Raw genomic sequence first — 25,024 nt, 5'->3', positions numbered from 1 at the left:
TCAGGCTGCAGTGCGCAACAATTCCAGCGCCAGGGCAACGGTGGCTGCACGAACGGCGGTGCGGTCGCCGGGGAACACGCGGTGTTCGGTTCGAACCGGCTGGCCCCGCCGCGCCAGACCGAACCACACCAGCCCCACCGGCTTTTCCGTGCTGCCGCCGCCGGGTCCGGCCACGCCGGTGACGGCCACCGCGACATCGGCCAGCGAGCGCGCCACTGCACCTTCCGCCATGGCCGCCGCCACGGGCTGGCTGACGGCGCCGTGCTCGGCAATCAAACCCGGGGGAACGCCCAGCATCTCCGCCTTCGCCTCGTTGGAGTAGGTGACGAAGCCCCGATCCACCACGTCCGACGAACCGGGGACGTGGGTCAGCGCCGCAGCGATGAGCCCGCCGGTGCAGCTTTCGGCCGTGGCGGCGCGCAATCCGGCATCCCGCAAGACTTGGAGGACAGTGGCGGCGTCGGCAAGGGTGGCGGGATCCAGCATGGCGGCTCCTTCAGCTTGGCAACAATGTGACGACCAGCACCCATAGCACGATCGCGCCCACCAGCCCCGCGAGGACGTCGTCCCCCATAACGCCAACCGGGCCGTGCATGCGGTCGATGGCGCCGATTGGGCCCGGCTTGGTGATATCCAGCAGGCGGAACAACGCGAAGGCTACCGCCATCCCGATCGGGGACGGCCCGTGCAGCGGCAGCATGGTCAGCCACATTCCCGCTGCCTCGTCGATGACGACCCAGCCTGGGTCCGACTCACCGCCGGCCCGTGGGATCGCCCATAACCCGGCAGCCACCGCGAGCACTGCGCACGCGGCGAGCAATACCCAGCCGCCGGCCGCCAGCAGCAACCCACCCAGCAACAGCGCCACCAGCGAACCCCAGGTGCCCGGCGCGGGTTGCAGAAATCCGGCGCCGCCGAAGCTGGCGACCAGCCGAGGCAGCGTCATCCCTGCCAGCGTGCCAGCGGATGCGGCAGCACGGTGCCGGCAAGGGCGCGATAGATCACCAGATTTTCCACGACGCGCTGAACGTAGTTGCGGGTTTCGGCAAACGGGATCAACTCGATCCAGTCGATCATGTCCAGGCTGCCGGGTGTCGCCGGATCACCGTTGGACGCAAGCCAGTCCGTCACCCGCCCCGGCCCGGCATTATACCCGGCCACCGCGTAGGGGATGGCACCGCCAAACTGGTCCAGCAGCGTGCCTAAATAGGCCGTGCCTAGCCGCATGTTATACGCCGGGTCGGTGCTGAGCGCCGGGATGTTCACGCTGGTTTCCCCCAGCTTGTTGGCGACCGCCTTGGCCGTGCCGGGCATGATCTGCATCAACCCACGCGCGCCAACGGGGCTCAGTGCCTCGGTATTGAAGTTGCTCTCCTGCCGGATCAGGCCCAGCGCCAAGGCGGGTTCGACCCGGCCGCTCGGGGGGGCTACCGCCATCGGCCACCCGGCTTCCGTCATCATCACGCCGTCTCGCCCGGCGCGGCGGCTGATGGCGACGGCTAGGTCGGGCAGGCCGAACCCAACGGCCATGCGTGCCGCGAGTATTCTGTCGGTGCCATCCGGCGCCAGCTCGTCCAATCGCAGCAGGAAGCTGCGGGCGCGTCGCGGCTCGCCCCATTCCACCAGCACGGCGGCGGCGCGCGCGTTTTCCGACCCGGCGAAGCTCAGTGCACGCTCTGGCGTCCATCCCGGGTCGCGCGCGGCGCGGATGCGGGCGGCCAGGGCGGCGTCATCCTCGCCCAGGGCGCGAGCGGCGAGTTGGCCGTAGAAGGTCGTGGGCCAAGCCGCCGCCGCGGTGTAGGCCTCCCGCGCGCCAGCCGCATCGTGCCGGGCATCCGCCGTGCGGCCCAGCCAGTAATAGGCGCGGCCTTGCGTGATCGCGGCTGGGCTGAGCGTTGCCAGTGCGCGGAAATGCCGGGCCGCCGAATCCGTGTCGACCCGGCGGCGCAGGGCGATGAACCCGGCGAGGAATTCCGCTTCGATCGCCTCGGCCGGCGCCAACTCGGTCGCACCATCGGCAATGGCATAGGCGCCGGCCGCATCGCCACTGCGTAGGCGCCGACGGGCCAGCAAATTGCGCTCATCCCAGAATGCGGCGCGGTGGTCGGGAGCCACCGCGTGTTCCGCGGCGCTGCCCAGGGCAATCCACAGCTTCTGCGCGTCCTCATCCTGCCCGGCGCGGCGCAGCCATTTTGCCAGTTCCAACATCAGTGCCGGGTCGACGGTGGCGCCGCCGGGCAGGGCAGCCACCAGGGCGCGGGCAGAGGCGTCGTCGCGCTTCAGCGCCAGCCGCGCCTCCGCTGCTGGGCGCTGCGACGGGTCCAGCCGCGCGATTTGTCGCCATGCCGGGCCGCCGACGCCGCCGTTATCGGTCCAGGCCAGCCGGTCGAACCGGTGCCATTGATCCGCCGCCGTCAGTCCCTTTCCCCATTGCCGCAGGAATGCGGTTTCGCCCGGCACATCGGTGATACCGGTGAACCAGGCCTGGCGTGCGACCTCTGCCGCATCGGGCGCGCGGCCGGCATTGGCGTCGGCCGCGGCGCAGCGCAGCAGGGATGGGATCTCCCGTACCGGTTGGCGATTGCAGATCTCCAGCACCGTCTTGTCGTCCGGCTCCGTCGCCAGGGCGTCGGCCAGGCGACGCGATAGCAGGCCCTGGTTGGGCCAGGTCGGGTTGTCCGCCATGAAGGCGGCGATTTCCGCCGGGTGGGCGGCGCCCGGCGTCAGCATGCGGTAATACTGCACCAGCTTGCGCGCCACCGGGTCGGGAGAGGTGGCGGCGATGGCGTCTGCGTCGGCCCATTTGTTGTCGTGCAGGGCGGCACCCATGCCCTCCGTCGCCGCCCAGGCGGGCAAGGCGGTCATCAGCAGCACGGACAGGGCGATTGCGCGTAACATGCAAACGCAGCATGGCACAGATTGCAGCATCCTTGCAGCCAGTCCGGTGGATGCCTAGGTTGGCATCCCTTTACCTGGATTGGCCCCCGCCATGTTCACCGGCTCGCTCGTCGCCCTCATCACCCCCATGCGCCCCGACGGCGCCGTGGACGAGGATGCGTTCGCCCAATTCGTCGAATGGCAGATTGCCCAGGGGACGCACGGGTTGGTCCCCGTCGGAACCACAGGCGAGAGCCCGACCCTGTCCCATGACGAGCATAAACGGGTGGTCGAGATCGCGATCGAAGTGGCCGCCAAGCGCGTGCCCGTTATGGCGGGCGCCGGGTCCAACAGCACGGCCGAGGCGGTGGAACTGGCCCGGCATGCAAAGCAAGCTGGCGCGGATGGCGTCCTGGTGGTGACGCCATACTATAACAAGCCGACCCAGGAAGGCATGTTTCTGCATTTCAGCGCCATCGCCGACGCGGTAGACATACCGCTGGTGATCTATAACATCCCCGCCCGGTCCGTCGTGGACATGAGCGTGGACACCATGGCCCGGCTGGCCAAGCACAAGAACATCGTCGGCGTGAAGGATGCGACCGCAAACCTGACACGGCCGCTGCACACCACCGCGACCTGCGGCCCCAATTTCACTCAGTTGTCGGGGGAGGACCATACCGCCTTGGCGTTCATGGCGTCCGGCGGTCATGGCTGCATCAGCGTGACGGCCAACATCGCTCCGGCGCTGTGCAGCGCGATGCATACGGCCTGGACCGAGGGGCGGATCGCCGACGCGATGCAGATCCAGCAGCGGCTCACACCCGTGCACGACGCGATGTTCGCCGAAACCAGTCCGGGTCCGGTGAAATATGCCGCAAGCTTGCTCGGGCGTGGCAGCGACCATTGCCGCCTGCCGCTTGCACCCGTGGCGGAGGCGACCAAGGCGAAGGTTCGCGCCGCCATGACGCAGGCGGGACTGCTGAACTAAGACCGTGCCGGAGAAGAAGAAGAGTGGCCTGATCAGCCACGGGATCGCCGCGCAGAACCGCAAGGCCCGTTTCGACTACACCATCAAGCAGACGGTGGAGGCAGGGATCGTGCTGAAGGGGCCGGAGGTGAAGAGCCTGCGCTACGGCCGCGCCACGATCACCGAGGCCTGGGCCGGTGAGCGCGATGGCGAGTTGTGGCTGTTCAACAGCTATATCCCCGAATACCAGGGCGGCGTGCTGTCCAAGTTCGAACCCCGCGCGCCGCGCAAGCTGTTGGTGAAGCGTAAGCAGCGCGATGGCCTGCTGGGTGCTGTCAGTCGCGATGGCAACACGTTGGTGCCGCTGGATATCCATTTCAACGACAAGGGAATGGCCAAGGTGCTGCTGGGCCTGGGCCAAGGCCGGCAGAAGGCGGACAAGCGCCAGGCGGCAGCGGCGAAGGATTGGGCCCGGGACAAAGCCCGGCTCATGCGCGACAAGGGCTGATCGACGGGGGCTGATCGCCCCTCCCACGATTGGGGAGGGGCTTTCGTGTCGGCTTACGCCGGGTGGCCTTCCAACTCGCCGATGACCTCGGCCGTGTCGGCGTCGGGGACCAACTGACCCTCCCACTTCGCGACGACTGCCGTCGCCAATGAGTTACCGATGACGTTGGTCGCCGAGCGGCCCATGTCCAGGAAGGTGTCGATGCCCAGGATCAGCAGCAGGCCTTCTTCCGGCAGGCTGAACTGGCTGAGCGTTGCGGCGATCACCACCAATGATGCCCGCGGCACGCCGGCGACGCCCTTGCTGGTGAGCATCAGCGTGAGCAACATCGCGATCTGTGTGCCCCAACCCAGCGGGATGTCGTAGGCCTGGGCGATGAACACGCTGGCGAAGGTGCAGTACATCATCGTCCCGTCCAGGTTGAACGAGTAGCCGAGCGGCAGGACGAAGCTGGAGATCTTCTTCGAGATGGGGAACTTCGCCAGCTGTTCCAACATCTTAGGATAAGCGGCCTCCGAACTCGCCGTGGAAAAGGCGAGCAGGAATGGCTCCTGTACCAGGCGGATGAGCCGCGAGACGGATGGGCCCAGGATGAGGAAGCCCACGAGGATGAGCACGAGCCAGAGGCAGACTAGGCCGAAGTAGAATTCGCCCATAAACTTCGCATAGTTCAGCAGGATGCCCAAGCCGTTGGTGGCGATCGTCGCCGCCATGGCACAGAACACTGCGAGCGGGGCAAGCTTCATGACGTAACCGGTGACCAGCAGGATGATGTGGGAAATCCCCTCGATCCCCTCCAGCACCAGCTTGGCCTTCGAGCCCATCGAGGCGCAGGCGACGCCGAAGAAGATGGAGAACACCACGATCTGCAGGATCTCGTTCTCGACCATCGGGCGCAGGGCGGAGTCAGGAAAAACGTGCTTGACGAAGCCGTCGAGCGACATGGCGTGGGCATCGATGCCCGTGGCCAGGCCGCTGGCGACCTTGTGCACGCCGGCGCCCGGTTCGAAAATGTTTACCAGGATGAGGCCCAGGGTGAGCGACACCAGCGAGGCGCTGACGAACCACAGCATGGCCTTGCCGCCGACCCGGCCGACCGCGCCGGCATCCGACATACGGCCGATGCCAACCACCAGCGTGGAGAAGACGAGGGGGGCGATGATCATCTTGATCAGCCGCAGGAAGATCATGCTGCCGAATGAAATGTAGCTGGCGAGCATCTTCTGGGTGGCGGCATCGACGAAATACGAGTGGATCAGCCCGCCAACCACGACACCCAAGACCATCGCGACCAGGATGTAGGTCGTCATTCGGCTAGATTTCACGGCCGCAATCTCCCTGACGTGCGCACCGCGGGCGAAATGCCTGCGCGTTCCACGCCCATGGGAACAAATTACATGCCGTTAATCAGGATGCCACAAAAGTTTCATGGCTGGGGCGCGTTTACATCACACCTGTAGCTGACGGATCACCTCGGCAACGGTGTGCTCGATCGTGCCGTCGACGTCGACGGTGATGACGTGCTCGTCCGCGACGGGCTCCTCCAGGGTTGCCAACTGGCTGTCGAGCAGGGTGGCTGGCATGTACTCGTGGTGGCGGTTGCCGACGTGGTCTTCCAACGTGTGCCGATCGCCGTAGAGGTACACGATCTGCACACCGGACTTGCCGTTGCCGATCTGGTCGCGGTAGCGGCGCTTCAGGGCGGAGCAGGTGATAATGGCGTTCTGCCCGGTGTGCAGCCGGGCGTCGATCCACTCGGCGATGATTGCCAGCCAAGGTGCCCGATCGGCATCGTCCAGCGCCTGCCCGGCCTTCATTTTCGCCACATTGGCAGCGGGGTGCAGCTTGTCCCCCTCCTGAAAGATCCAGCCCAGCGCGCCGGCAATACGCTCCGCCACGGTGGTCTTGCCGGACCCGGAGACGCCCATGACGACGACAACGCGGCTCATGGGGTGAGCGTCCGAACGCCCGCCGGGTCCGCGACGAACACGGTGGTGGTGCGGCTGATGAAGAGGCCGGTTTCGACCACGCCAACGATGGATTGCAGCGCGGAGTCCAAAGCGGCAGGGTCGTCGATCGGGGGCATGTGGCAGTCCAGAATGAAGTTACCGCCATCGGTATGGAACAGCGACCCGCCGGGATCCAGCCGCAGCACCGGGCGGGCGCCGAGTTCAGCCATTTGCCCGGCAACGCGGCGCCAGCCGAACGGCACGACCTCCACCGGGATGGGGGCGTTCATCCCCAATTTGTCCACTAACTTGCCGCCATCGACCACGATCAGCAGCTTGGCGCTTGCTGCGGCGACGATCTTTTCCCGCAGCAGAGCACCGCCAAGGCCCTTCACCAGGTCCAGCGACCCGGCGGCCACGGAGTCGGCACCGTCGATCGTCAGGTCCAGGCGGGTGGTTTCGGTCAGCTCCACCAGCTCGATCCCGCCCTCACGAGCTTGGGTGGCGCTTCTCTCGGAGGTGGGAATGGCGGTGATGCGAAGACCCTGCTTCACCCGTGCGATGAGGTTGGCGATGGCGAAGTAGGCGGTGGACCCGGTGCCAAGTCCGACCGCCATGCCGTCCGTCACCAGGGCGGCCGCCGCCTCCGCTGCCTGGCGTTTTAGCGCCGCGTTCGGATCGTCCGTCATGTCCCGGCGGCAGCCTTGTCGGTAAACCAACACAGTTCGCCAATCGGCTTCACACCGACTGCGGGCAGGCTGGTATCGCCGGCGAGTGCCTTTGCCAGGATGTCGCGTTTACCCTCGCCAGCGGCCAGGAAGGCGACGACGCGGCTGCTGTCGATCACAGGATAGCTGAGCGTCAGACGCGGCTCGGGCTTGGCGCCGATCACCGCGGCGGTCCATGCCGTGCGCTCCTTCAAGGCCGCTACGCCGGGGAAGAGGGAGGCGGTGTGACCGTCCTCACCCAATCCCAGGAACATCACGTCGAATAACGGGCGCGCGGGGTCCAACGTGTCGGCACCGTAAAAGCGCTTCAGTGTGTCGGCGTAGTGCAGGGCAGAGTGTTCCGGGTCGGTGCCGATTGTCTGCCAGGGATGGACCTGCTCCGCCGGGATCGGCACGTGGCTGATCATCGCCTCCCGTGCCATGCGGTAGTTGCTATCGGGGTGATCGGGCGGCACGAAGCGCTCGTCACCGAAGAAGATGTGCGTTCGGTCCCAGGGGAAGCGGTTGCGGAATGCGTCGCTGGCGAGGACGCCGAACGTGGTTTTTGGCGTCGACCCGCCGGATAGGCACCAGGCGAAGCGTCCTGCCGTGGCCAAGGCTCGCTCCAGCACCCATTCCGCGACCCGGCGTGCGACCGCATCGCCATCGACGGAGATGTCGACGGTGCCGGTCATGCCAGCAGGTACTTTTCGACGGCCTTGGCGAACCCTTCATCGTCGAAACTGTCGGTGACCACGTCCGCCTCCTTCTGCACGGCCTCGCTGGCATTACCCATGGCGATGGAGAAGCCGCTTGGCTTGAACATCAGCACGTCATTCGGCTGGTCGCCAATGGTCGCGATCTCGCCCGGGTCGATCTTCATGGTGCGTGCAAGGTAGGCGACGACGCCGCCCTTATTGGCCTCCGGATGGGTCACGTCGAGGTAGTAGGGCTGGGATCGCGCCGCGGAGGCTGATTTCCCCAGTGCCTCCCGCACGGCCTTCTCGCAGGCGGCGACCTTGTCCAGATCATCGCTGACGCCGACGATTTTCACCGCGTTCTTCAGCTGCTCGTCCGTGTATTCCTTCACCACCTTGGGGGGAAATTGCACGGTGTGCTCCTCCTTCTCCCGGTGGGGGGCGTTCAGGTCGTGGATTAGCCAGTCGTCGCCGGAATAGAGCCAGACGTCGAGGCCCTGCTTGGCGATCAGATCGGCAGTCTTGTGGGCGGCTTCCGGGGACAGAGTGCGGCTTTCGATGATGCTCATGTCGGCATTCACGAATAGACCGCCGTTGAAACCGGCGATCGGGGTCGTGATCTTCAGCGGCTCGATCAGCATCTTCATGCCCTTTGGCGGGCGGCCGCTGGTGAGGGCGAATTTGATGCCCTTGGCTTCCAGATCGCGTACCGCCTTCTGCGCGCGTTCGGTGAGAATCTTGTCTTTCGTGACCAGCGTGCCATCGACGTCGGCGAGGAACAGTTTGATCTTGTCGGGGCGAGGACGACCCATTCGGAAACTCCTATCCTGCGTTGGGCAGCACGTAGCGATCGATCGCCGCGGCCCAGCCGTCTTCTTCGTTGGTCGACGAGTGATGCTTTGCGTGCGCGGATACCGCAGGTGGCGCATTGCCCATGGCTACACTATACCCGGCGACACGGAACATCGGCACGTCGTTGAATTGGTCACCAATGGCGCAGACTTCGGAAATGTCGATGCCGTACCAACTCGCGAAGGATCTCGCTGCCGTGCCCTTGTCCGTATGCGGGTTGGTCACGTCCAGGTAGTACCGCTGGGAGCGGTGAGCGTGAGCGCTATGCCCCAACACGCCTTGCAACTCGGCCTCGCACTCCGCCAACCCGTCGAAATCCTTCGACGCGCCGACGACCTTGCCGCAACGCGCGACATAGGGCTCGAAATCGTCGACCACGACTGGGTCAAACCGGACGGTCCGCCGCTCCTTCGGGACGTAAGCGCCGTCCAAGTTCTTGATGAACCACTGGTTGTCGGCGAACAGCCAGGCATCGACGCCTCGCCTTGCCAGCAAATCCAGGCTGGCGCGGACCGCCGCCTCCGGCACCACGTTCTCCTCGATCACCGCACCGTCCGGCGCCAGGATGGTCGCGCCGTTAAAGCCGCCCAACGGCCCGGTGAGGCCGAGGTCCATGGTGAGGAACGCCATGCCACGCGGCGGTCGGCTGCTGACCAGGGCCAGATGCACACCCGCGTGGCGCAGGCGGTGGGCGGCGTCGATCGTGGCCGGAGTGAGCAGCTTTTCGCTGTTCACCATCGTCCCATCGACGTCGGACACAACCAGCTTGATGGGCATCAGCCGGGCTTCCGCCACTCACGCCCATCGAGCGAGAGCATGGCATCGGCCGCCGCCGGGCCGTTGGTGCCGGCGGCGTAGGTGTGGATCTTGCAGCCGCCCTTCGCCACTGCATCCAGGATCGGCTGAACCGCGGTCCATCCCGCCTCGATATTATCGGCGCGATTGAACAGCGTCGGATCGCCGATCAGCACGTCGTAGATCAGCGTCTCATACCCGGTGGAAGGCTTCAGTTCGAAGTAGTCTTGGTAGTTGAAGTCCATGCGCACCGGCTTCAGGACAACATTCTGGCCCGGCTGCTTGGCGCTGAAATGGACGGAGATACCCTCATGCGGCTGCAGATGCAACACCATGACGTTGGGGGTCATCTTATCCACCGGGGTATCGCGAAACATCGCGAATGGCGCCTGTTTGAAGTGGATGGCGATTTCGGTCTTGCGTGTGGACATCCGCTTGCCCGTGCGCAGGTAGAACGGCACGCCAGCCCAACGCCAGTTGTCGATCATCAGCTTCAGGGCAACGTAGGTCTCCACGGTGGAGTCTCCCGCCACATCGGGCTCGCTGGTGTAGCTTTGGACGTCGCCCTCTTCCTTCATGTGCCCGGCGATGTACTGGCCGCGTACGACATTCGTCTCGACGTCGGCGGCGGACATCGGGTGGATGGCCTCGATCACCTTCGCCTTTTCGCTGCGGACGGCGTCGGCGTCGAAGGAGTTAGGTGGTTCCATCGTCGTCATCGCCAGCAGTTGGAACATGTGGTTCGGCACCATATCACGCAGCGCGCCGGTAATTTCGTAGAACTTGCCGCGCTTTTCCACACCAACGGTTTCGGATGCAGTAATCTGCACGCTATCGATATGATCGCGATTCCACAGCGGCTCGAAGATGCCGTTGCCGAAGCGCAGGGCCATGATGTTCTGCACCGTTTCCTTGCCCAGGAAATGGTCAATTCGGTAGATCTGGTTTTCATCCAGTTCAGACAGAATGTGCGCGTTCAGGTCTTTGGCGGATTGCAGATCGTGGCCAAACGGCTTTTCAATCACGACCCGGCGGAATGTCCCTTCTTTTTCCTTCACCAGCCCGGCGGCATGCAGTTGGTCGATGATGGTGCCGAAAAAACGGTCGGCCACGGCCAGATAGAAGATCGCGTTGCCGTCGCCCAACTTGTCCGCAAGCGCCTTGAACGTCTCCGGCTTGGTGAAGTCGCCGGCCATGTAGTGCAGACGCTGTTCCAGCCAGCTCCACCAATCCTGGTTCAGAGTCTTCTCGGCAAACTCCCCCCCTTTGTCGGGGGTAAAACTCTCCATCATGGTTCGCTGGCGGCCCTGGAAGTCCTGGTCGCTCCCGGTGTCACGATCGACGCCGAGGATGGTGAACTGATCGTCCAGCAGCTTGGCGCCCGATAGATTGTACAGCGCCGGCATCAGCAGGCGCTTTGTCAGATCGCCATTGGCGCCAAAGATCACCATGGTGCAGGCCGGTGCGGGCTTCGCCGATTTCGCCAGGGCGGCGGTGTCTTCCGGCACGGTTCCGGTCTCGCTCATCGCGCTCAAGCCTTCGGTTCGACGTGGCCACCAAAGCCGAAGCGCATCGCCGACAGCATCTTCTCGCCGAACGTATGCTCCTGCCGCGAACGGAAGCGTGCGAAGAGGGAGGCGGCCAGCACAGGGACGGGGACGGCCTCCTCCACCGCGGCGTCGATTGTCCAGCGGCCTTCACCGCTGTCGGACACGTCGCCGGTGAACTTCTCCAGCTTCTCATCACTGGCCAGCGCCAATGCGGTCAGATCCAGCAGCCAGGACGACACCACGGAGCCGCGGCGCCACACTTCGGCGATGTCGCCCATGTTGAGGTCGAAACGCTGGTCTTCCTCAAGTTCGGTGCTGTTTTTGTTCTTTAGGACGTCGAAGCCCTCGGCATAGGCCTGCATCATCCCGTATTCGATGCCATTGTGGACCATCTTGACGAAATGACCGCTGCCTGCCGGGCCGCAATGCAGATAGCCCTGTTCGGCAGTTGGATTGCGCCCCTCGCGATGCGGCGTCTTGTCGATGGTGCCTTCGCCTGGTGCCAGCGCGGATAGGATTGGGTCGATGTGCTTTACGGCCGCATCCTCGCCGCCGATCATCATGCAATAACCGCGTTGCAGGCCCCACACGCCTCCGGAGGTGCCGACGTCGACATAGACGACGCCCTTCTCGCGCAGCTCCCTTGCGCGCCGGATGTCGTCCTTGTACATGGAGTTGCCGCCATCGATGATGATGTCGCCCTTCTCCAATATGCCACCCAGTGTTTGTACCGCCTCTTCAGTGATCTTGCCGGCGGGCAGCATCACCCAGACGATGCGGGGGGAGGGGAGTTGTTTCACCATGTCCTGCAAGCCGCTGGACTTGGCGGCCCCCTGGCCAACGATGCCATCCACTGCCTTTTCGCTCTGGTCGAAGACCACGCATTCATGGCCGTGCTTCATCAAACGCAGGCTGATGTTGCCGCCCATGCGACCGAGGCCGATCACGCCGAGTTTCATGCCGATGCTCCGAAATTAGGGAAAACCTGGGTCCGGGGCCGAGCCCCGGCGTGTGGCCAGGGAAGGATCCCCCTGGCCACGGTCGTCATCTAGAGGGCGCCGCGAATGGCGGTCGCCAGCGTCTTCAGCCCAGCCTGCAAGTCGCCGGTTATATGCACACGCAAGGCGCGGCGGCCACGTTCGGCTAGTACGTCGAAGTCGCCGCGCGCCTGCGCCGCCTTGACGACGCTGAACGTGTAACGCTCACCAGGCACGGCGAGATCGGCGGCGTCGGTTGCCGTCACCTGCGTAAACACACCGCTGTTTGGCCCACCCTTATAGGCCTGGCCAGTGGAGTGTAGGAACCGTGGCCCGAACTCGGCCACGGTCGCCACCTTCTTGGCGTCGCGGATGCCAGTCCGCAATTCCTGTAGCAGCGCAATATTTTCGGGCGTGCGCTGGATGTAGGCGAGCAGGGCTGCGTAATCGCCGGCACCCACGCGGGCGAGATGCGCCTTCATCACTGCAGCCAGCGTGTTGCCGGCCTTGGCCAGTTCCCCGGCATTCTTCGGGTCGCTAAACAATTGGATGGCGCCATCGGTCAGGAACGGCGTTTCATCCGGCAGCTTGCCGCTGTCATTATAGGCGCTGGTCAGCTTCTTGGTGGCGATCTTGCTGGCCTCTACGTCCGGCTGGTTGAATGCGTCGATCCCGATGATCGACCCGGCCACCGCGGTCGCGAATTCCCACAGGAAGAACATCTGGCCAAGCTGCAGCGTGGTGGCCATCTCGACCGTCACGACGGGCTGGCCGGCCGCCTTCAAGGCCTCGACCGCCTTCTCCTGCGCGGCGTCAGGGGCATCCCGCATCCGTAGATAGGCGAACACACGGTCGGTGCCGTAATGCGAAGCATCGGCCAGCGGCTCGTTATCCACGGGGACGATGCCGTGGCCTTCCTTGCCGGTGCTTTCCGCAAGCAATTGCTCCAACCAGGCGCCCACATCGGCGATCCCGGGCGAGGCGGTGATGGTGACCTTGTCACGCCCGGTGGTCGCACCGATGCCAATCACGGCGCCCAACTGGACGCCAGGGTTTTGCAGCGGTGGTGTGCCAGCCGCACAGGCACGCACCATCAGCGCGGCAGAGTTCAGGAACTGATCGAGGTCGAGCCCCATCGCAGCCGCCGGCACCATGCCGAAATTGGACAACACGGAGTAGCGGCCGCCAATGCCTGGGTCACCGTAGAAGATGTTGCGGAACCCGTCCTTCTCCGCGACTTCCTGCATGTGCGACCCAGGGTCGGTGACGGCGACGAAATGCTCGGCCGCCTTACCAGCGCCGACCGCCTTCTGCATGGCGTCGAAGAAATAGGCCTTCAGAATATTTGGCTCCAGCGTTCCGCCGGACTTGCTGGACACGATGACCAGGGTGGTCGCCAGCGTCACCTTCTTCTCGAACGCCGCAATTTGCTGCGGATCGGTGCTGTCCAGGACGTGCAGGGTGGGGAAGCCGCCGCGCTTGCCATATGTCTCGGCCAGCACCTCTGGCCCTAGGCTGGAGCCGCCCATGCCGAGCAGCAGGACGTCGGTAAAGCCACCTTCCTTCACGCTGTCCTGGAACAACTGCAGCTGCGCCAGATCGGCGATGCGGTCGTTGACGATATCCAGCCAAGCAAGCCATTTCCCCTCATCCTGCCCGGTCCAAATCGAGGAGTCGTGCGCCCAGAGCTGCCGAACCTTGCCGGCTTCGCGCCAGCTATCCAGGCTCTTTTCGACGGCCTCACCCATGTCTTTCGGCAGGCTGGACGAAACGGTGACAAGCGTGTCGCCCAACATGGCGTTGCGCTTCGCAGCCACGGCGCCGAGCAGGTCGTCGGCGGCCTTGGCGAATTGCTTGACGCCGTCATCCACCAGGTCGCTCGTCACCTTGTCCAGATTCAGGCCAAGGCGCTTCGCCGTTGCCAGCACTTCCTTCGCGTCGTCGACACCGACGGTCAACGCCTCTGCCGGCTTACCGTGGTCGCGGAACGCGTCCATTGTCGCAGGTGGCATGGTGTTTACCGTGTCGCGGCCGATGAGCCCTTCGACATACAGGACGTCGCTATATGCTTTGTCCTTGGTGCCGGTGCTGGCCCACAGCAAACGCTGTGGCATCGCGCCGGCGCCGCCCAGGGCTTTCCACCGATCGCTGCTGATCAGGGATAGAAAGTGTTGGTACGCCAGCTTCGCGTTGGCGATAGCAACCTTGCCCCGAATACGCTTCAGGTCTGGCACGTCCGTGCCGCCGGCTTCCAGGTTCTTGTCGATCTGCTTGTCGATTTGTGCATCGATGCGGCTGACGAAGAACGACGCCACGCTCGCCACGCGGCTGACATCGCCACCCTTGGCTTTGAAATCCTCCAGCCCGGCGATGAACGCCTCGGCCACGTCCTTGTAGGCCTGCTGGCTGAACAGCAGGGTGACGTTGATGTTCATGCCCTCGCCGATCAGCGTGCGAATGGCGGGTGTTCCTTGGTGAGTGCCGGGCACCTTCACCATCAGATTGTCGCGCCCGACCATTTTCCACAGGCGACGCGCTTCGGCGATGGTGTCATCGGTCCGCAGCGCCAGATAGGGGGAGACTTCCAGCGAGACGTAGCCATCGACCTTGTTGGTCGCGTGATAGACGGGCAGCAGCATATCTGCCGCTTTCTGAATATCCTGGATTGCCAGGCTCTCGTAGATTGTCTGGGCGTCTACGTCACCCTTCGCCGCAAGCTCCTTGAATCCGGCGTCATAGTTGGTGCCGTGACCCATCGCCTTTTCAAAGATCGACGGGTTTGAGGTCATCCCCTTCAGCCCGTCGCGCTCGATCAGCGCCTGTAAGCCTTCGGTTAGGAAGTTCCGTTCGATGAAGTCCAGCCATGGTGACTGCCCGAATTGCTCGAGCGACTTAAGCGGATTGGAAGTTTCGGTCTGCATGTCCATCGTCGCTCTCCTAGCTCGCGCGCTTTGCCTGCTTGCGTGCTTCGTTCAACACAGCCTCGGGGGTGAAGCCAAACTTGGTTTGTAGTGCGGCCAGCGGGGCAGAGGCGCCGAAGCTGTGCATGCCGATCACGAAACCGCCAAAGCCCACATAGCGATCCCAGCCAATCGTCGCCGCCTGTTCCACAGCCAGGCGTCCCTTGACCGACGGGGGCAGCACTTCCTCGCGGTAGGCCTGTCCTTGTGCCTCGAACAGTTCCCAGGACGGCATGGACACGACCCGTGCCTTAACGCCCTCGGTCTTTAACGTTTCATAGGCGCCGATGCACATCGACACTTCGGAGCCCGTTGCCATCAGGATCACCTCGGGCGTGCCCTCGCAATCGGCCAGAATATAGGCGCCCTTGGCAACGCCGGACGCTGGGGCGTACTTGTTACGGTCCAGCGTCGGGAGTGCCTGCCGGCTAAGGATCAGCGATACCGGCCGGTCGACCTCGTGCATCGTGATGCGCCAGGCCTCCGCCACCTCGTTCGCATCGGCGGGGCGCAGCACGATCATGCCGGGGATGGCACGCAGCGAGACGATCTGCTCGATCGGCTGGTGAGTCGGGCCGTCCTCGCCGACGCCGATGCTGTCATGGGTGAAGATGTAGATCACTGGCAGCTCCATGATCGCAGAGAGCCGGATCGGCGCCTTCATATAGTCGGAGAAGATCAAGAAGCCGCTTCCATACGCGCGGATGCCTGATAGCCCCATGCCGTTGACGATCGAGCCCATGGCGTGTTCGCGAATGCCGAAATGGAAGTTGCGGCCGCCATAACTACCCGCCTCGAACGAACCGGCGCCCTCGAAAGTGACGTTGGACTTGGTGGACGGCGCAAGGTCTGCCGCACCGCCGATCAACCACGGCACGTTCTTCGCGATAGCATTCAAGACTTTCTGCGACGAATCTCGCGAGGCGATGCCCTTCGCATCGGCGGGGAAAACCGGGATATCGGCATCCCAGCCTTGCGGGAGCGTATGGCCCTCGATCATGTCCAACTCGGCCGCGAGATCAGGATATTCCTTGCGGTAGCGCGCCATCAGTTCGTTCCACGCGGCATGCGCTGTGGCTCCGCGCGCTCCCATCACCTCGGAGAAGCGCTGGTGCACGCCGTCTGGCACCAGAAACTGCGCATCTTCGGGCCAGCCATAATTGCGCTTGGCGCCCTTGATCTCCTCGACGCCCAGCGGTTCACCATGCGCCTCGCGCGTGCCGGCCTTTTTGGGCGCGCCGTAGCCGATGATGCTATGCACTACGATGATGGTGGGGCCGGTGGTGACGGCCTTCGCATCGTCCAGTGCCTTGGCCACTGCCGCAGTGTCGTTCGCGTCGTTCACGTGGATGACGTGCCAACCCATCGCGGCCAACCGGCCGCCCACATCGTCGCTGAACGCCAGGCTGGTGGCGCCCTCGATGGTGATGTGGTTGCTGTCATAGATCCAGGTGAGGTTCCCGAGCTTCAGATGCCCGGCGACGGAAGCTGCTTCGTTTGACACGCCTTCCATCATGCAGCCGTCGCCGCAAAGGGCGTAGACATGATAATCAAATATGTCATAGCCAGGCCGGTTGTAGCGCGCGGCCAGATAGCGCTGCGCCATTGCCATGCCGACGCTGTTGGACACTCCCTGTGCCAGCGGGCCCGTCGTCGTCTCGACGCCCGCCGTCATACGGTATTCCGGATGACCCGGCGTGACCGAACTGAGTTGCCGGAACTGCTTAATGTCGTCCAGCGTGACGGCGTATGGACCCTTGTCCCGGTGTTCCTTGTCGGACGCGACCTGTGCCAAATGGAGAAGCGCGTAGAGCAGCATCGAGGCATGGCCGACGGAGAGGACGAAGCGGTCACGGTTTGGCCAATGCGGATCCGCCGGGTCATACCGCAACGCGTGTTGCCATAAGGTGTAGCCGACGGGGGCCATTCCCATGGGCGTGCCGGGATGACCAGAATTAGCCTTCTGCACTGCATCCATGGCCAAGGTCCGGATCGTATTGATCGCAACCTCGTCGATGTCCCCCCGCACGGTCGTCGACGCTGTCATGGTTGATACCGGTTGGTCCATCGAACTCGTTCTCCAAATGGCAGTGTCTACCCCGTTTGCAGCCCAGCGCTGCCTGTGGGGCAGGGCAAGCCAAGCCACGCCCTGCGGCAGCGGCGTCTCATATGACACCCTAACCATGGAATGGACCAAGGGGTTCGTGACAGTCTTGAATATTTCGCCGACCCATCACCAAGATCACGGTCTCGTGATTAATCATTGCGCGTTCCTTGCCTGGGCCGACTGACGCATCAGGGCTCGAGGCGGCATAACCATCCTATGGTGAATGCCCCTGTGCAGCTTAAGCGTGCGCCCCGTGCCTTGGGCGGTGCCGGCATCGTCGCATTGGCCGCGGTGTTGCTCTTGCTCGTTGGCGTCGCCGGGGCGTCGGTTTGGCAGGCGAGCCGGAATTCGACCGCGCTCGCCAGGGCGCAGACGACACGGGCCCAACGTAACAATGTTGGGGCGATCCTATTGGCGGCTCAGGATGCCGAGACGTCGCAGCGCGGCTTCCTGTTGACGCTGAACCCCGACTACCTCGATCCGCTGGTCCACGCCGAGCAGGTGCTGCCGGGACTGCTGAAGACATTGATGCAGGATCGCCCTGGCGACCCCCAGGTGGCGGCATTTCAGCAAGTGGTCGTGGCCAAGCTCGCCGAGCTACGTCAGACGATCACACTGGCGCAGGACGATAAACTCCCCGATGCGGTCGCGCTGGTCCGCAGCAATCTCGGGCGGGACAGCATGGTGATGATCCGCCAGCTCGTCGCGTCGCTAGAGGGCCAGTTGGACGTCGACCTGGCGCGCCGGGTTGCGGTGGTCACCAGCGGCGGACGTTTTCTGATCGCGATCGACTTTGCTGGATTGGTGACGGTGCTGGGCCTGGCTGGGCTGATCGGGCTGGGGTTGCGCGGTTACCTGCAGACGATGCGGGCCGCCCAGGTGGCCAGGGACGAGGCGAACGTCCTGCTGGAGATGAGCAACGAACGGCTGGACGAGACTGTCCGAAACCGCACCGCCGACCTCACCGCGGCCAATGAGGAGATCCAGCGGTTCGCCTATATCGTCTCGCATGACCTTCGGGCGCCGCTGGTCAACATCATGGGGTTTACCAGTGAGCTGGAGCAGGCTGCTCAGGCGCTGAGCCTGCACATCAAGGTTGAGGACACGCCGCCCGACCTGCGCGAGGCCGTGTTGGAGGACATCCCGGAAGCCCTGCGTTTCATCAAAAGCTCCACCAGCAAGATGGACCGGCTGATCAACGCGATCCTAAAGCTGTCGCGGGAGGGGCGCCGGGTGCTGGCGGCGGAGCCGTTGAATATGGCGGGCATGCTGGATGCGATGGCGGACAGCATGCAGCACCAAACCACCCTGAAGGAGGCGAAAATTGAGATCGCCACCGTGCCGAACATCACCGCCGACCGACTGGCGATTGAGCAGGTGTTCACCAATGTCATTGATAACGCCCTAAAATACCTCAAGCCTGGACGTCCTGGACTGATCCGTGTGCAGGGCAGGCGAGAGGGGCCGATGATCCGCTATGAGATCTCTGATAATGGGCGCGGTATCGCCGAGCGAGATTTTGAGAGAGTGTTCGAGCTATTTCGTCGCGCTGGCGACCAAACGGTGCCGGGGGAGGGTATCGGATTGGCCCATGTCCGTGCTTTGGTCCGCAGGCTGGGTGGCAGTATAGATTGCACGTCGACGCTGGACGTAGGAACGACTTTCATCATTAGGCTACCAGTGGTCGCACCGAACGCGATGGAGAATGCGGCGTGAATGCCAATCCCGTGACGATCCTTCTGATCGAGGACGACCCCGGCCACGCAAGGCTGATCGAAAAGAACGTGCGCCGGGCAGGGGTGAACAACCAGATCATCCCGTTCACCGACGGCACGGCGGCGTTGGAGCATCTGTTCGGCACCGGGCCGGACGGCAAGCGCCATGTGCACCTCCCGGTTCTCGTGCTGCTGGACCTGAACCTACCGGATATGAGCGGGACGGACATCCTGGCCCGGATCAAGGCCGATGACCTGGTGCGCCGTGCCCCGGTGATCGTGCTGACGACGACGGACGACAAGGTGGAGATCCAGCGCTGCTACGACCTGGGCTGCAACGTCTACATCACCAAGCCTGTCGAATATGAGAGCTTTGCCGTCGCGATCCGGCAACTCGGCCTGTTCCTGGCGGTGATGCAGGTCCCCGAAGCGGACTGACCGGGTGACGCCTCCCGTCCGAGTGCTCTACGTGGATGACGATCAAGGCCTGTGCCGCCTGGTGGGGCGCCACCTGGCCCGTGATGGCTTCGCGGTGGAGGTCGCGTGCGACGGCGAGGCTGGGCTGGCATTGGCCCGCGCGCAGGAATTTGACGTCATCGCGCTGGACCACTTCATGCCCGGCCGCGACGGCTTGGACGTGCTGGCGGACCTGGTCGGGCTGCCCGCGGCACCCCCGATCATCTTCGTCACCGCGGCGGAGGAGCCGCGGATCGCGGTCGCCGCCCTCAAAGCCGGGGCATTCGATTACGTGGTCAAGGACGTCCAGGGGACGTTCATGGAGTTCCTGTCCACCTCCATTCGTCAATCCCAGCATCAGGTTCGGCTGCGGCGGGAGCGTGAGACGGCGCTGCAGGAACTGCAGGAGAGCCGGGATCGGCTGGAAAAACTGGCCGCCCAGCAGGCGCTGCTGCTGCGAGAGGTCAATCATCGCATCGCCAACAGCCTGCAGCTTATTTCCTCGTTGATCGAGCTACAGGCCCGTAAGATCGCCGACCCTGACGCGCGAGAGGCGCTGAAGCGTGCTGCCGAGCGGGTAGAGGCAGTGATGTTGGTCCACCGCCGGCTCTACACCAGCAACGACGTCGAGTTCGTTGCCATGGACCAATATCTGGAGGGCCTGATCGACGAGTTGCGTCGTGCGGGCGCAGTGGAAGAACGCTCGGGGCAAATCACCCTATTGGCCGAGCCGATCCGGGTGGAGACGGACAAGGCCGTGTCGATCGGCCTGATTGTGAACGAACTGGTCACCAATGCGCTGAAATATGCCTATCCCGGTGGTGATGGCGACATTCGGGTCGGATTTCGCCGCCACGCCGATACCGTGCAGCTGGTGGTCGAGGATGACGGGGTCGGCTACGAGAGCGGCGCCGCTCCCAAGGGCAGCGGGCTGGGCACCATGATCGTAAACGCGATGGCCCGCACGGTTCAGGCGACCGTGGCGGTCGACCCGAAGTATGAAGGCACGCGTGTCGTGGTCAGTCTGGCGATGTAGCCGGGTTGCCCTGCAGCCAGGCTAGCGCCGACTCTCCGGCGGCATAGCCGGTGCTGAATGCGGCCTGCAGCAGGTAGCCGCCGGTCGGCGCCTCCCAATCCAGCATCTCCCCGGCGGCGAAGACGCCGCGTTCCGCCAGGCCGTGCAGCGCGCCCAGCCGTAATCCGCCCGCGGTGGAGATAGCACGCGCGAGGCCGGTCGTTCCTGTCAGTCGCACCGGCAGCGCCTTGATCGCGGCGGCGACGTTTTCCGGCGTGCCTGCGCATTCCCGTAGCAGCGCGACGGAAACAGGGGACAGGCCACCCGCCTTGCGCAGGAAGGTGGACAGGGATTGTGCCCGGCGGGGTACGGCCAAGCGCTGGCGCAGGTCTTCCAGCGAGAGGTCGGGGCGTAGATCCAGCATGGCGGTGGCGACGCCATCGGACGCAATCGTGTCGCGCATCGCGGCGGACAGGGCGTAAACCGGACCGCCCTCGATTCCAGCGTCCGTCAACGTGGCGTCGCCGGGCACGGTGCGGCCGGCGAAGCTGAGCGTGATACGCTTCAGCGGCGTGCCGGCGTGACGAAGCATGTAGGGGCTCCACGGCGCGATGAAGCCGCAATTGGCGGGCAGGAACGGTGCCAGCAGCGAGGGCGCCATTCCCCCGGACCAAGCACCGTCCGAGCCCAGCCTGGGCCAGGACGCGCCGCCCATGGCCAGCACGACGGCGCCGGCTTGCGGTTCTACCGCGGGATCGAACACCAATGCGTCGCCCTCCCACCCCAGCCAACGATGGCGCAGGCGCAATTGCACGCCAAGCCCGTCCAGCCGCCGCAGCCAGGCGCGGAGCAGGGGGGAGGCCTTCATTGCCTTTGGAAACACCCGGCCGCTGCTGCCGACGAAGGTTGGCTGGCCCAACCCGTCGCACCATTCCCGCAGCGCCGCTGGGGGAAATGCGGTGATGGCGGGTTCCAGCGCGCGCCTTGCCTCGCCATAGCGCGATAGGAAGGTTTCGAGCGGCTCGTTATGCGTCAGGTTCAGCCCACCCACACCCGCCATCAGCAGCTTGCGCGCAGGGGAGGGCATGTGGTCGAAAATCGTCACGGACACGCCGCCCAGCGCCAATCGCTCGGCGGCCATGAGCCCCGCGGGGCCGGCGCCGACGACAACGGCGCTTTTCAGCGATGGGGAGGTGGAGGATGCTAGGGTCATGATCGAACGTGTGGACTCGGTTGTTCTGGGGGCGGGCGTGGTCGGCCTCGCCACGGCGCGCGCACTGGCAATGGCCGGTCGAGAGGTGCTGGTGTTGGAGGCGGCCGGGGCGATCGGCACGATCACCTCGTCGCGTAATAGCGAGGTGGTGCATGCCGGTATCTACTATCCCACCGGCAGCCTCAAGGCCCGGCTGTGCGTCGCGGGCCGGGTGGCATTGTACGAGTATTGTGCGGCGCATGGAGTGGCGGCGCACAAGATCGGTAAGCTGATCGTCGCCAGCGACCCAGCGGAGACGCTGAAGCTGGAGGCGATCCAGGCCCAGGCCGCCGCCAATGGTGTGGAACTTACCCTGCTGACCGGGGCGCAGGCGCGAGAGATGGAGCCGGCCTTGCGCGTGGACTCCGCGTTGCATTCGCCGGAAACCGGGATCGTGGACAGCCATGGCGTGATGCTGGCCTATCAGGGCGACCTGGAGGATGCCGGCGGGATGATCGCCTTCCACGCGCCGGTGCTGTCTGGGGAGGTGCTGTCCTACGGCTTCCGCCTGGACGTCGGGGGTGAGCACCCGATGCAGATCGAGTGCGGCACGTTGGTGAACGCGATCGGCCTGCACGCGCCGGATCTGGCGCGGAGGATCGTGGGCATCCCGTCGCAGTCGATCCCCCAAGCCTATCTGTGCAAAGGCAACTACTACGGTCTGCAGGGCCGCGCGCCGTTCCGCCACCTGATCTACCCGGTGCCGGAGCCCGGCGGCCTCGGCGTGCACCTGACGCTGGATTTGGGCGGGCAGGCGCGGTTCGGGCCGGATGTGGAGTGGGTGGCGCAGGAGGAGTACGACGTCGACCTCAGTCGCGCCGCCGGGTTCTACGCCGCTATCCGCCGCTATTGGCCGGGGTTGCCGGACGACGCGCTGGTGCCGGGGTATGCCGGCATTCGCCCGAAGATCAGCGGCCCCAAGGAACCGGCGGCGGACTTTGCCGTGCTGGGGCCGGACATGCATGGCGTGCCCGGACTGGTGAATTTGTTTGGCATCGAAAGCCCTGGCCTGACCGCATCGCTGGCCGTCGGCGATATGGTGCTGGCCCGTTTGGAGGAGACCGCCCATGGCAGCCGATAGTTGGGATCCCGCACTCTACCGCCGCTTCGAGACACAGCGCACCCAACCGGCGCGCGATTTGCTAGCCCGGGTAGAATTGGAATCACCGCGCCTGGTGGTAGACCTCGGCTGTGGGCCGGGTAATTCGACCGAGTTGCTGGTGAACCGCTTTCCGGGAGCAGAGGTTATTGGCGTCGATACCTCTGAATCCATGCTGGAAACCGCGGGAGAGCGGCTGCCGGGCTGCCGGTTCGAACTCGGCGATATCGGCAGTTGGACGCCAGATCGCGCGCCAGACCTGATCTATGCGAACGCCGCCCTGCAATGGGTGCCGGACCATGCGACGCTGGTGCCGCGACTGTTCGGTCTGCTGGCACCGGGCGGGGTGTTGGCGGTGCAGGTGCCGGACAACCGCCACGAGCCCTCCCACCGGTTGATGCGGGAGATTGCGGCATCCGGCCCGTGGGCTGCGACGATCGGCGACAAGGCGGCGGAGCGTCTGGCCGTGCTGCCAATCACCGCATATTACGACATTCTCGTCGGCGCTGGCGGCCTGGCCGAAGTGTGGCGCACGATCTATCACCATCCGATGGACTCTGCCGCCGCCATCGTCCAATGGGTGAGCAGCACTGGCTTGCAACCCTTCATTAAGCCGCTATCCGAAGCCGAGAAGGCGGGGTATTTGCAGCAATATGAAGCTGCTATTGCCGAGAACTACGAAGTTCGGGCCGATGGCAACCGGTTGCTTTTGTTCCCACGGCTGTTTTTCGTCGGCGTGAAGGCCTAACCCATCGTTCCCCGGAGTCCGCGCATGACCCATTTCGACCTGCTGATCCAGAACGGCACCGCCGTGCTGCCCTGGGGCGAGGTCGCCGCTGATATCGGTGTGCGCAACGGGCGCATCGCGGCCATCGGCGCTTCTGGCACGGCGGACGCGGTGGTGGACGCGACTGGGCTGCACGTCCTGCCCGGGCTCATCGATCCGCACGTTCATCTGCGCGACCCCGGCGACCCGACGATCGAGACGCTGCCGACCGGCACCAAGGCCGCGGTGCTGGGCGGCTTGGCCGCAGTGTTCGACATGCCGAACACGACGCCTTCGATCACCAATGCCGATCGGGTGGCGTGGAAGCAGGGCTATATCGAGGCGAATAGTTGGTGCGACATGGGCTTGTACGTCGGCGCCACGAATGGCAACACGCCGGAACTCGGCATGCTGGAGACCATGGCGGGCGTGTGCGCGGTGAAGGTGTTCGCCGGCAGCTCCACCGGCGACCTGCTGATCGAGGACGATGCCAGCCTGGAGGCGGTGATGCGCAACGGCCGCCGCGCCGTCGCCTATCACAGCGAGGACGAGTATCGGCTGCAGGAGCGCCGGCCAATGTTCCACTCCGGCATGCCATACCGCAGCCACATGGAATGGCGGGATGAGGAATGTGCGCTACTGGGCACCAGGCGGCTGATGGCGCTGGCCCGCAAGACCGGCCGAGCGACCCACATCCTGCACGTCTCCACCGCGTCGGAACTTGAATTACTGCGCGATTACAAGGACGTCGCAACTGCCGAGCTGTTGGTCAACCACCTGACGCAATGGGCGCCGGACGTCTACGACCGTCTTGGCGGCTTCGGCGTGATGAACCCGCCGATCCGCGGTAAGGAGCATTGGCACGCTGCCTGGGCCGCCATCGCCGACGGCACTGCCGACACAATCGGCAGCGACCACGCTCCACATCCCCACGCGGCGAAACTGAAGCCGTGGCCCGAGGTTCCCGCCGGTTTGACCGGGGTGCAGACTCTGGTACCCGTCATGCTGGACCACGTGAACGCTGGGCGGCTGTCGCTGGCCCGCATGGTGGATCTGATGTGCGCCGGGCCGGCTCGCGTGTATGGCGTGGTCGGGAAGGGGCGGATCGCAGCGGGCTACGACGCCGACTTCACCCTGGTCGACATGAAGCAGAAGCGCATGATCACCAATGACTGGATCGTCACCCCCTGCGGCTGGACCCCATTCGATGGCATGGCCATCACCGGCTGGCCGATGGCCACCATCATCCGCGGCCGCACGGTGATGCGGGATGGCGAAGTGTTGGGCGAACCCGGCGGCCGATTGGTGAACTTCGCCGCCTAGCTAATCCAATGTCTTGGGGACGTTTAGCGTCTTCGGCCAGTTCGACGTGATCTGTCGCGCTTGCTCCGGTGTGACAGCTGGGCTGTCGGCGATCGAGCGTGGCGGGGTCGGTCCGAAACTCTCCGGATCCTGCCAGCACTGGACGTCGCCAAGGGTTCTGCTGCAATAGGGCTCCGTGCGGGGCATGTGCTCGCGCGGGGCGCAGTAATCCTGTTGCCGATCGAGCCGAACGATCGAGCAATCCCGCCCGGTGACGGCGGAGACACCGATGTCCACCACACCCCGCCCGAACACTGCAACGCTGGCTGCCTCCACCCCGCCCGCGGCCGCCGCGGCCACGCAGCCGCATAGCTGGGTGGCTGCCAGACCGAGGGTGGAGATGGTGAGCGTGATACGCAGAAGCTTGTTCATGGATCTAATGAACCATGAACGGATGAACAGAGGGTTT

General features: G+C 64.6%; 23 protein-coding genes. 8 read left to right on the top strand and 15 right to left on the bottom strand.

Annotated features, from left to right (window positions below; genetic code table 11):
* From GSQ76_RS24835 to GSQ76_RS24825, 3 genes are read right to left on the bottom strand one after another with little or no spacing between them, the layout of a single operon-like run.
* Nucleotides 1-486, bottom strand: a complete 486-nt coding sequence (locus tag GSQ76_RS24835; RefSeq protein ID WP_158746782.1) for a CinA family protein — start codon at nucleotides 484-486, stop codon at nucleotides 1-3.
* A 10-nt stretch (nucleotides 487-496) separates the two neighbouring features.
* Nucleotides 497-946, bottom strand: coding sequence for a phosphatidylglycerophosphatase A (locus tag GSQ76_RS24830; RefSeq protein ID WP_158746781.1), 450 nt, complete (start codon nucleotides 944-946; stop codon nucleotides 497-499).
* Nucleotides 943-2,898, bottom strand: a complete 1,956-nt coding sequence (locus GSQ76_RS24825) for a lytic transglycosylase domain-containing protein (RefSeq protein ID WP_158746780.1) — start codon at nucleotides 2,896-2,898, stop codon at nucleotides 943-945. Before GSQ76_RS24825 ends, GSQ76_RS24830 begins: the two co-directional genes overlap by 4 nt.
* 91 nt (nucleotides 2,899-2,989) lie before the next feature.
* Here GSQ76_RS24825 and dapA point away from each other — a divergent pair, with 91 nt between their 5' ends.
* Together dapA and smpB are read left to right on the top strand one after the other, a co-directional pair.
* Nucleotides 2,990-3,868, top strand: coding sequence for a 4-hydroxy-tetrahydrodipicolinate synthase (gene dapA / locus GSQ76_RS24820; RefSeq protein WP_158746779.1), 879 nt, complete (start codon nucleotides 2,990-2,992; stop codon nucleotides 3,866-3,868).
* A gap of 4 nt (nucleotides 3,869-3,872) precedes the next feature.
* Nucleotides 3,873-4,355 (top strand): SsrA-binding protein SmpB, encoded by a 483-nt coding sequence (smpB, locus tag GSQ76_RS24815; RefSeq protein WP_254070620.1) that lies wholly within the window; start codon nucleotides 3,873-3,875, stop codon nucleotides 4,353-4,355.
* Nucleotides 4,356-4,408: 53 nt separating this feature from the next.
* Here the strand turns inward: smpB and GSQ76_RS24810 are convergent, their stop codons facing one another.
* The 10 genes from GSQ76_RS24810 to tkt form a co-directional block, all read right to left on the bottom strand.
* A complete protein-coding gene (locus GSQ76_RS24810; protein WP_254070619.1) occupies nucleotides 4,409-5,680 on the bottom strand; it encodes a dicarboxylate/amino acid:cation symporter in 1,272 nt (423 codons plus the stop codon).
* A 123-nt stretch (nucleotides 5,681-5,803) separates the two neighbouring features.
* Nucleotides 5,804-6,304 carry a gluconokinase gene (locus GSQ76_RS24805; RefSeq protein WP_158746778.1) on the bottom strand — a complete coding sequence of 167 codons (501 nt, stop codon included), beginning with the start codon at nucleotides 6,302-6,304 and terminating at the stop codon, nucleotides 5,804-5,806.
* Nucleotides 6,301-6,993: a ribose-5-phosphate isomerase RpiA gene (gene rpiA, locus GSQ76_RS24800; protein ID WP_158746777.1), complete on the bottom strand. Its 693-nt coding sequence runs from the start codon at nucleotides 6,991-6,993 to the stop codon at nucleotides 6,301-6,303. The genes GSQ76_RS24805 and rpiA overlap by 4 nt, the downstream gene beginning before the upstream one ends.
* Nucleotides 6,990-7,706 (bottom strand): 6-phosphogluconolactonase, encoded by a 717-nt coding sequence (pgl, locus tag GSQ76_RS24795; RefSeq protein ID WP_158746776.1) that lies wholly within the window; start codon nucleotides 7,704-7,706, stop codon nucleotides 6,990-6,992. The genes rpiA and pgl overlap by 4 nt, the downstream gene beginning before the upstream one ends.
* Nucleotides 7,703-8,521 (bottom strand): Cof-type HAD-IIB family hydrolase, encoded by an 819-nt coding sequence (locus GSQ76_RS24790; RefSeq protein WP_158746775.1) that lies wholly within the window; start codon nucleotides 8,519-8,521, stop codon nucleotides 7,703-7,705. The genes pgl and GSQ76_RS24790 overlap by 4 nt, the downstream gene beginning before the upstream one ends.
* Before the next feature lie 10 nt (nucleotides 8,522-8,531).
* Nucleotides 8,532-9,338, bottom strand: coding sequence for a Cof-type HAD-IIB family hydrolase (locus tag GSQ76_RS24785; protein ID WP_216851283.1), 807 nt, complete (start codon nucleotides 9,336-9,338; stop codon nucleotides 8,532-8,534).
* On the bottom strand, nucleotides 9,338-10,882 hold the full coding sequence (gene zwf, locus GSQ76_RS24780; protein WP_158746774.1) for a glucose-6-phosphate dehydrogenase: 1,545 nt from the start codon (nucleotides 10,880-10,882) through the stop codon (nucleotides 9,338-9,340). The genes GSQ76_RS24785 and zwf overlap by 1 nt, the downstream gene beginning before the upstream one ends.
* Before the next feature lie 5 nt (nucleotides 10,883-10,887).
* Nucleotides 10,888-11,865, bottom strand: coding sequence for a phosphogluconate dehydrogenase (NAD(+)-dependent, decarboxylating) (gnd, locus tag GSQ76_RS24775; RefSeq protein WP_158746773.1), 978 nt, complete (start codon nucleotides 11,863-11,865; stop codon nucleotides 10,888-10,890).
* 89 nt (nucleotides 11,866-11,954) lie between these two features.
* Nucleotides 11,955-14,810 (bottom strand): bifunctional transaldolase/phosoglucose isomerase, encoded by a 2,856-nt coding sequence (locus tag GSQ76_RS24770; protein ID WP_158746772.1) that lies wholly within the window; start codon nucleotides 14,808-14,810, stop codon nucleotides 11,955-11,957.
* Between the two features lie 10 nt (nucleotides 14,811-14,820).
* Nucleotides 14,821-16,890: a transketolase gene (tkt, locus tag GSQ76_RS24765; protein ID WP_158746771.1), complete on the bottom strand. Its 2,070-nt coding sequence runs from the start codon at nucleotides 16,888-16,890 to the stop codon at nucleotides 14,821-14,823.
* Between the two features lie 276 nt (nucleotides 16,891-17,166).
* On the opposite strand from tkt, the gene GSQ76_RS24760 reads away from it, so the two are divergent.
* Genes GSQ76_RS24760 through GSQ76_RS24750 form a run of 3 tightly spaced genes read left to right on the top strand, consistent with a single transcriptional unit; the run spans nucleotide 17,167 to nucleotide 20,157 of the window.
* Nucleotides 17,167-18,666, top strand: a complete 1,500-nt coding sequence (locus tag GSQ76_RS24760; RefSeq protein ID WP_158746770.1) for an ATP-binding protein — start codon at nucleotides 17,167-17,169, stop codon at nucleotides 18,664-18,666.
* Nucleotides 18,663-19,103 carry a response regulator gene (locus GSQ76_RS24755; RefSeq protein WP_158746769.1) on the top strand — a complete coding sequence of 147 codons (441 nt, stop codon included), beginning with the start codon at nucleotides 18,663-18,665 and terminating at the stop codon, nucleotides 19,101-19,103. The genes GSQ76_RS24760 and GSQ76_RS24755 overlap by 4 nt, the downstream gene beginning before the upstream one ends.
* Before the next feature lie 4 nt (nucleotides 19,104-19,107).
* On the top strand, nucleotides 19,108-20,157 hold the full coding sequence (locus GSQ76_RS24750; RefSeq protein WP_158746768.1) for a sensor histidine kinase: 1,050 nt from the start codon (nucleotides 19,108-19,110) through the stop codon (nucleotides 20,155-20,157).
* Here the strand turns inward: GSQ76_RS24750 and GSQ76_RS24745 are convergent.
* On the bottom strand, nucleotides 20,141-21,349 hold the full coding sequence (locus GSQ76_RS24745) for a TIGR03862 family flavoprotein (protein WP_158746767.1): 1,209 nt from the start codon (nucleotides 21,347-21,349) through the stop codon (nucleotides 20,141-20,143). The two genes, GSQ76_RS24750 and GSQ76_RS24745, sit on opposite strands and share 17 nt — an antisense overlap.
* 1 nt (nucleotide 21,350) lies before the next feature.
* Here GSQ76_RS24745 and GSQ76_RS24740 point away from each other — a divergent pair, with 1 nt between their 5' ends.
* Genes GSQ76_RS24740 through GSQ76_RS24730 form a run of 3 tightly spaced genes read left to right on the top strand, consistent with a single transcriptional unit; the run spans nucleotide 21,351 to nucleotide 24,576 of the window.
* The gene (locus GSQ76_RS24740; protein WP_216851284.1) at nucleotides 21,351-22,469 is read left to right on the top strand and encodes an NAD(P)/FAD-dependent oxidoreductase; all 1,119 of its coding nucleotides are present in this window, start codon (nucleotides 21,351-21,353) and stop codon (nucleotides 22,467-22,469) included.
* Nucleotides 22,456-23,235 carry a trans-aconitate 2-methyltransferase gene (gene tam, locus GSQ76_RS24735; RefSeq protein WP_158746765.1) on the top strand — a complete coding sequence of 260 codons (780 nt, stop codon included), beginning with the start codon at nucleotides 22,456-22,458 and terminating at the stop codon, nucleotides 23,233-23,235. The genes GSQ76_RS24740 and tam overlap by 14 nt, the downstream gene beginning before the upstream one ends.
* A gap of 24 nt (nucleotides 23,236-23,259) precedes the next feature.
* Nucleotides 23,260-24,576, top strand: a complete 1,317-nt coding sequence (locus GSQ76_RS24730) for a dihydroorotase (RefSeq protein WP_158746764.1) — start codon at nucleotides 23,260-23,262, stop codon at nucleotides 24,574-24,576.
* Here the strand turns inward: GSQ76_RS24730 and GSQ76_RS24725 are convergent, their stop codons facing one another.
* Nucleotides 24,577-24,987, bottom strand: a complete 411-nt coding sequence (locus GSQ76_RS24725; protein ID WP_158746763.1) for a hypothetical protein — start codon at nucleotides 24,985-24,987, stop codon at nucleotides 24,577-24,579.
* Nucleotides 24,988-25,024: the final 37 nt, after the last annotated feature.

Source organism: Acidisphaera sp. L21 (assembly GCF_009765685.1).
GTDB lineage: Bacteria > Pseudomonadota > Alphaproteobacteria > Acetobacterales > Acetobacteraceae > LMUY01.
Note: the sequence above shows the minus strand (reverse complement) of the source record. Positions and strands in the feature narration are given on the sequence as shown.

What these genes read in the sequence shown, in the direction of transcription:
- GSQ76_RS24835 (WP_158746782.1), bottom strand. Translation starts at nt 486, where the DNA reads ATGCTGGATCCCGCCACCCTTGCCGACGCCGCCACTGTCCTCCAAGTC.
- GSQ76_RS24830 (WP_158746781.1), bottom strand. Translation starts at nt 946, where the DNA reads ATGACGCTGCCTCGGCTGGTCGCCAGCTTCGGCGGCGCCGGATTTCTG.
- GSQ76_RS24825 (WP_158746780.1), bottom strand. Translation starts at nt 2,898, where the DNA reads ATGTTACGCGCAATCGCCCTGTCCGTGCTGCTGATGACCGCCTTGCCC.
- dapA (WP_158746779.1), top strand. Translation starts at nt 2,990, where the DNA reads ATGTTCACCGGCTCGCTCGTCGCCCTCATCACCCCCATGCGCCCCGAC.
- GSQ76_RS24805 (WP_158746778.1), bottom strand. Translation starts at nt 6,304, where the DNA reads ATGAGCCGCGTTGTCGTCGTCATGGGCGTCTCCGGGTCCGGCAAGACC.
- rpiA (WP_158746777.1), bottom strand. Translation starts at nt 6,993, where the DNA reads ATGACGGACGATCCGAACGCGGCGCTAAAACGCCAGGCAGCGGAGGCG.
- pgl (WP_158746776.1), bottom strand. Translation starts at nt 7,706, where the DNA reads ATGACCGGCACCGTCGACATCTCCGTCGATGGCGATGCGGTCGCACGC.
- GSQ76_RS24790 (WP_158746775.1), bottom strand. Translation starts at nt 8,521, where the DNA reads ATGGGTCGTCCTCGCCCCGACAAGATCAAACTGTTCCTCGCCGACGTC.
- GSQ76_RS24785 (WP_216851283.1), bottom strand. Translation starts at nt 9,338, where the DNA reads ATGCCCATCAAGCTGGTTGTGTCCGACGTCGATGGGACGATGGTGAAC.
- zwf (WP_158746774.1), bottom strand. Translation starts at nt 10,882, where the DNA reads ATGAGCGAGACCGGAACCGTGCCGGAAGACACCGCCGCCCTGGCGAAA.
- gnd (WP_158746773.1), bottom strand. Translation starts at nt 11,865, where the DNA reads ATGAAACTCGGCGTGATCGGCCTCGGTCGCATGGGCGGCAACATCAGC.
- GSQ76_RS24770 (WP_158746772.1), bottom strand. Translation starts at nt 14,810, where the DNA reads ATGGACATGCAGACCGAAACTTCCAATCCGCTTAAGTCGCTCGAGCAA.
- tkt (WP_158746771.1), bottom strand. Translation starts at nt 16,890, where the DNA reads ATGACAGCGTCGACGACCGTGCGGGGGGACATCGACGAGGTTGCGATC.
- GSQ76_RS24760 (WP_158746770.1), top strand. Translation starts at nt 17,167, where the DNA reads ATGGTGAATGCCCCTGTGCAGCTTAAGCGTGCGCCCCGTGCCTTGGGC.
- GSQ76_RS24745 (WP_158746767.1), bottom strand. Translation starts at nt 21,349, where the DNA reads ATGACCCTAGCATCCTCCACCTCCCCATCGCTGAAAAGCGCCGTTGTC.
- tam (WP_158746765.1), top strand. Translation starts at nt 22,456, where the DNA reads ATGGCAGCCGATAGTTGGGATCCCGCACTCTACCGCCGCTTCGAGACA.
- GSQ76_RS24730 (WP_158746764.1), top strand. Translation starts at nt 23,260, where the DNA reads ATGACCCATTTCGACCTGCTGATCCAGAACGGCACCGCCGTGCTGCCC.
- GSQ76_RS24725 (WP_158746763.1), bottom strand. Translation starts at nt 24,987, where the DNA reads ATGAACAAGCTTCTGCGTATCACGCTCACCATCTCCACCCTCGGTCTG.